Below are 5,311 nucleotides of genomic sequence, written 5' to 3' on the forward strand. Positions count from 1 at the left end.
AGCATATCCTGCAACATCACCGGCGGGTCACCGCCAAGGGCATATTGCGCACCAAGAAGTTCAAGGGCCTCGTTAACCTCGCCCTTCATGGTGTGATCAAACAGATCGAAAATCCGCGACCGATCCGAAAGGCCCAGCATGTCACGCACCTGCTGGGTGGTGACCTTGCCAGCACCGTGCGAAATCGCCTGATCAAGCAGGCTCATGCCATCACGGACCGATCCGTCGGCGGCACGTGCGATCAGGGTGACGGCTTCTTCCTCGATCTCGGCATTTTCAAGCCCGGCGATGCGGCTATAGTGCGCGGCCAGTTCATCGGTCTGCACACGACGCAAATCGAATCGCTGACAACGTGACAGGACCGTGATCGGGATCTTGCGGATTTCGGTGGTGGCAAAGATGAATTTCACATGCTCTGGCGGTTCTTCAAGCGTCTTCAAAAGCGCGTTAAACGCACTTTTCGAAAGCATGTGCACTTCGTCGATGATGTAGATCTTGTAGCGTGCTGATGTCGGGCGATAGCGAACACCTTCGATCAGTTCGCGAATGTCATCAACACCGGTACGCGACGCCGCATCCATTTCCAGAACATCAACATGACGGTCTTCGGCAATCGCACGGCAATGCTCACAGACACCGCATGGCTCGATCGTCGCACCGCCATTGCCATCTGCGCCAATGCAGTTCAGCGCACGCGCAATGATACGCGCGGTTGTAGTTTTACCAATCCCGCGCACACCGGTCAGGATAAAGGCATGGGCAAGCCGGCCACTTTCAAGCGCGTTTGACAGCGTCTTGACCATCGGCCCGTGGCCGATCAGCTCATCAAAGGATCTCGGGCGGTACTTCCGCGCAAGAACCTGATACTCGCTTTTGCTTTCTGGCTCGGCCGTGGTGACGGGCGCGGTTGTGTCCGCGACGTTACTGTCTGTCACCGTGTCACCTTCTGGTGCCGTTTCGCTGGCGGTCTCGATCTGCTCGCTCATTCATCCGGTCCGGACTGTTTTAATTCTCAGTTGGTTTTAGCAGCTTCGAAGCCCTATGGGAAAGGCCAAGTGGGAAATTTCCGATACAAAAAGCCATCTGCCCGCGAATGTCAGGGGCATGGCAAATATCAACGATTTCAAAGGGAGAAATGAAAGGGTGAGAGACTGAACAGCGACCCGGAAAAACTCGTTACGGCTGCTACCTTCCGGTCCTGACCGGGTTGGCGAGCGGTCCGTCCACTGCCAGCCTCTCGCCTCCTATATCGCGCAAGCGTCCATAAAACGCAAGGGTTGGCTGGGATTTTTTCTGTTATCAAGCAATCGTGGCTTTTGACCGATCCCCGCCCACGTTAATGTCATGCTCCGTCACCACAGGAAATGTCGGCGATCCCATGGGCTTGCCCGATATTTTCCGCATCAGAATTTCAAGAAAGTGACCACCATGCACAGGCTATTTTATGAATCCGTTGATCTTGATCGCGATGCGGTTTTGCGCAAACGCGAAGACTGGCAACAGGTTCTGTTGGCCGAGGAGTCGCTGCGTATCCTGATTTGTCATGCCGGTGATCCGCTTTTTGCCTGGCCGGAGGACATGGACGCCCATGAACTGGTGGTGCTGGGTGCCCCGGCCGTGCCGCATCTTGATGTCGATCTTCATCGCGGGCAGTGGATTTATCTTGGCCGTGATGAAAGCGGGCCGGTGATTGCGGTCGATATTGCTGCGGTGGTGACGGATCGTGACGAGGCCATCCGCAAACTCGGCGGTGGTTTTGGCGATATGCGCACCCGCATGGCCAATCTTTCGGTGGATGAGGCCGCCCTTGCCGCGCAGGCACGTGCGATCTTCAACTGGCATCAGGGGCACCAGTTCTGCGGAGCGTGCGGCCATCCGAATTTGGTGGCAGAGGCGGGATATCGTCTGCAATGCAGCAACCCCAATTGTGGCAAATCGCATTTTCCGCGCACTGATCCGGCCGTGATCATGTTGATCCATCATCAGGATCATGTGTTGCTGGCAAGATCCCCGCAATTCCTGCCCGGCATGGTGTCGGTTCTGGCTGGTTTTGTCGAACCGGGCGAAACCCTTGAACAGGCCGTCGCGCGCGAGGTGTTCGAAGAAGTCGGTGTCCGGATCAAACGTCCGCAATATGTCGCATCCCAGCCCTGGCCGTTTCCGGGTTCTTTGATGCTGGGCTTTGTCGCCGAGGCCGAAACAACCGACCTTTTGCCCGATAACGAAGAAATCGAGTTTGCGATGTGGGTGCATCGCGATGATGTGCCAAACCTGCCCGAAAAAGGTATCAACCTGCCGCGTCCGATATCTATCGCACGCTTCCTTCTGGAAAACTGGTGCGCCGGCCACATATAGAGACAAAGAGGCCTTTGTCACCATCCTGGTGATACGGCATCGCTGTACTGGGTGATGATCGGTATTCAGGGAAAAGCTTTGGTAGCGATACGTTTTCTACGCGATTTGGTTGTAACCGGCGTTGCTGTCTGTTTGCTTGCGACTTTGTTCGCAGTAACGGCCGCAAAGGCGCATGAACGGACCCCCGTCAAGGTCGGTGCGTATGAATATGGCGTGGTCTATTTCTATGATGATGGCAAGCCACAGGGCATGGTTCTGCACCTGATCAAACTTCTGAACGATTTGCAGGACGAATATGTGTTTGAACTTGCCGAAACCTCATCGCGGAGGCGCTATCAGGCCGTCACCAGTGGCGAGGTGGACCTTGTTCTGTTGGAAAGTGCGCAATGGGAATGGCGGAATCTGGATGTTCAGTTCTCCAAATCCATCGTTCAGGAAAAGGACCTTTATCTGACGCTTGCCGGGCCGGATAACACCGACGCACTTTTGTCAGATGTGACCAATTATCCGATCCTGTGCGTCTTGGGGTTCCATTACGGATTTGCCGATTTCAACGCGGATCCGGACTATCTGCGCCAGAACTTTGATGTTTTGCTGCGCTATAACGAGCAACAGGTCCTTGACGGACTTCTGGCCGGGGAAGCCCCGATTGGTATCGTCTCGGCGGGCTTTCTGGCCGCCCGGTTTGTCGATTACCCGTCCTTGCGCGAAAGCCTTGTGATTTCAGATCAACCCGATGCCGTCCATGATCTGGTGGCGGTGCTGTCGGCCGGATCGTCAATCCCGCTTGAACGGTTCAATCAATTGATTGCGAAACTGCAATCCACTGGCGAGGTCGAACGCCTGTGGCAGCAACTTCACATCGGTCTGTCTGGCTAGGTCCTGACCCAAGTCCTGTACGCGTCTGCTAGTCGATCGGTGGGATGCGGGCAATAACATTGCGGCGCAGGGCATCTGGACGTTCGCGCCAGGCAACAATGCCCTTTTCACTTTCGGCATATTTTGACGCCAGTTCACAGAGGTCTTCGACCATGCTGTCAGGATCAACATTGCCATAAACATATCCCCACTTTCCCGATCCGTTCAGCGCGACCGAACAGCCAGACTTGCAGTTGGTCAGGCATTCGACTGGTCTCAGCTCAAACGGCAGATCGCGCGTGGCACAGACTTCCTGAATGCGCTCAAAAAGCGTCTGACCATCGCGCGGGTCACTTGGTGCGCTGGCGATTGAGGACGTGCAGGTCGTGCAGATATTCAGGCGGGACTTGGTGGTCATGCGGGTGATCTTATCCAGAACAGGTTGATTTCTAAACGGTGCGGGGGGCGCATCCAATCAGCTTGCGACCGTTTTGGTCAAGTCATCATCAAGATGACGGGTGACATATTCCTGGATCGCACCGGCAAGCTGGCGATTAACCAGCGGATGGGCCTCTTCGGCCAGCATCACGGCGACACCGACGGCCGGCAGTGGCGGAAATCCGTCCCGCGCATCAAGAATTTTGAATTCGTCGGTCACACTTGCCGCGGCAAGGGCGGCAACACCCAAACCGTCGCGGACCAGATGCAACATCGAAGCCGCCTGACGGGATGTCGCATAAAGCGTGAAGGGCCGGTTGGATTTCGAAAAGGCGTCAATCGCCCATGCATGAAACTTGCAATCTTCGGCCGGCAGGACAAGCGGCAGCGGATCAAGAAGGTGCTGCTTGTGGACTGCCGATGTCACCCAGACCCCAAGTTCATGGCGCAGGAAATATCCCTCTTCACCTTTTTCCGACCGGCTGATGATCGACAGATCAAGCTCCCCCTGATCAAGCATCCGGCGGAGCAGGATCGTCGGATTGACCGACACGAAAAAGCGCGCCTGTGGATGCACCGCACTTATGGCGCGCAGAACAATTGGCAAAATCTTTTGCGCATAATCATCCGGGCAGCCGATGCGGATCGGACGGCTTTCTTCCTGAGAACGCAATTGTCCCATCGCCTCATCCGTCAGGCTCAGAATCCGTCTGGCATAGCCGACAAAGGTGATGCCTTCGTGGGTCAGTTGAACGTTGCGTCCGTCGCGTTCAAACAGCTTGTTATCGACCAGTTCTTCAAGGCGCTTCATCTGCATGGAAAAGGCCGATGGTGTCCGCCCGATACGATCAGCGGCACGGTTGAAGCTGCCGCATTCGGCAAAGGCGACAAAGCTTCTGAGAAGATCGGAATCCATGGCTTCCCCTTTGATCAGAAAAATTGATCAGGAATTTTGAACAATAGGGTCAAAACTATTCGATTGTCCGATTACGATCCAGCGGCAAATATCAAACCCGGCCGGCCAATGCTGTAACGCGAATGCTTTTGATGCATATGCCACAAGGATGAGTCTGATGATTTTGAACGACTATTTGATGTCGGGAAACGGCTATAAGGTCCGTTTGCTGCTATCCATGCTGGGTCAACCGTTTGAATATGTCGAACGCGACATTATGAAAGGCGAAACCCACACGCCCGAGTACCTTGAAAAGGTCAACCCGAACGGCAAAATTCCGGCCCTTGTCCTTGATGACGGCAGGAGCCTTGCCGAAAGCAACGCCATTCTGATCTATCTGGCCGAAGGGACCAATTTCATCCCCGAGGATGACTATGACCGGGCCGATATGATGAGCTGGTTGTTCTTTGAACAATATGACCATGAACCGAACGTCGCCGTTCTGATTTCATGGTATGCGATCAAGGGCCTGCCGGAACATTCCGATATTCTTGGACCAATGAAACAGGCAGGGGCGAAGCGTGCGCTTGATCTGATGGAAAAGCGTCTTTCCGGTCATAACTGGCTGGTCGGCGATGCGCTTACCATCGCCGATATCTCGCTTTATGCCTACACGCACCGGGCCGAACTTGGCAAAATCAGTCTGGCGCCCTATCCCGGCATTCGCGCCTGGCTTGACCGGATGACGGCGGTTCCGGGCTATGT

Annotated in this window: 6 protein-coding genes and 1 other RNA gene; 3 read left to right on the plus strand and 4 right to left on the minus strand. The window is 55.0% G+C overall.

Annotated features, from left to right (window positions below; genetic code table 11):
* Both dnaX and ffs read right to left on the minus strand, forming a co-directional pair.
* A partial coding sequence (gene dnaX / locus B3Z49_RS08405) for a DNA polymerase III subunit gamma/tau (RefSeq protein ID WP_296989887.1) occupies positions 1–986 on the minus strand: 986 nt, incomplete at its 3' end.
* A gap of 157 nt (positions 987–1,143) precedes the next feature.
* An RNA gene (gene ffs / locus B3Z49_RS08410) (signal recognition particle sRNA small type) lies at positions 1,144–1,238 on the minus strand.
* A gap of 190 nt (positions 1,239–1,428) precedes the next feature.
* Between ffs and nudC the strand changes: the two genes are divergently transcribed.
* Both nudC and B3Z49_RS08420 read left to right on the plus strand, forming a co-directional pair.
* Complete coding sequence (gene nudC / locus B3Z49_RS08415; RefSeq protein WP_064780404.1) at positions 1,429–2,355, plus strand: NAD(+) diphosphatase; 927 nt, start codon at positions 1,429–1,431, stop codon at positions 2,353–2,355.
* A 78-nt stretch (positions 2,356–2,433) separates the two neighbouring features.
* Positions 2,434–3,234, plus strand: coding sequence for a transporter substrate-binding domain-containing protein (locus tag B3Z49_RS08420; protein WP_296989892.1), 801 nt, complete (start codon positions 2,434–2,436; stop codon positions 3,232–3,234).
* Positions 3,235–3,262: 28 nt separating this feature from the next.
* Here the strand turns inward: B3Z49_RS08420 and B3Z49_RS08425 are convergent, their stop codons facing one another.
* Positions 3,263–3,631 carry a DUF1636 domain-containing protein gene (locus tag B3Z49_RS08425; protein ID WP_296989894.1) on the minus strand — a complete coding sequence of 123 codons (369 nt, stop codon included), beginning with the start codon at positions 3,629–3,631 and terminating at the stop codon, positions 3,263–3,265.
* Between the two features lie 57 nt (positions 3,632–3,688).
* Entirely contained in the window at positions 3,689–4,567 is an 879-nt protein-coding gene (locus tag B3Z49_RS08430) for a LysR family transcriptional regulator (RefSeq protein ID WP_296989896.1), read from the minus strand.
* Between the two features lie 157 nt (positions 4,568–4,724).
* Here B3Z49_RS08430 and B3Z49_RS08435 point away from each other — a divergent pair.
* Positions 4,725–5,311 (plus strand): glutathione S-transferase family protein (locus B3Z49_RS08435; protein ID WP_296989898.1); only part of this gene is annotated, 587 nt, incomplete at its 3' end.

This window comes from Thalassospira sp. UBA1131, assembly GCF_002311515.1.
Lineage (GTDB): Bacteria > Pseudomonadota > Alphaproteobacteria > Rhodospirillales > Thalassospiraceae > Thalassospira.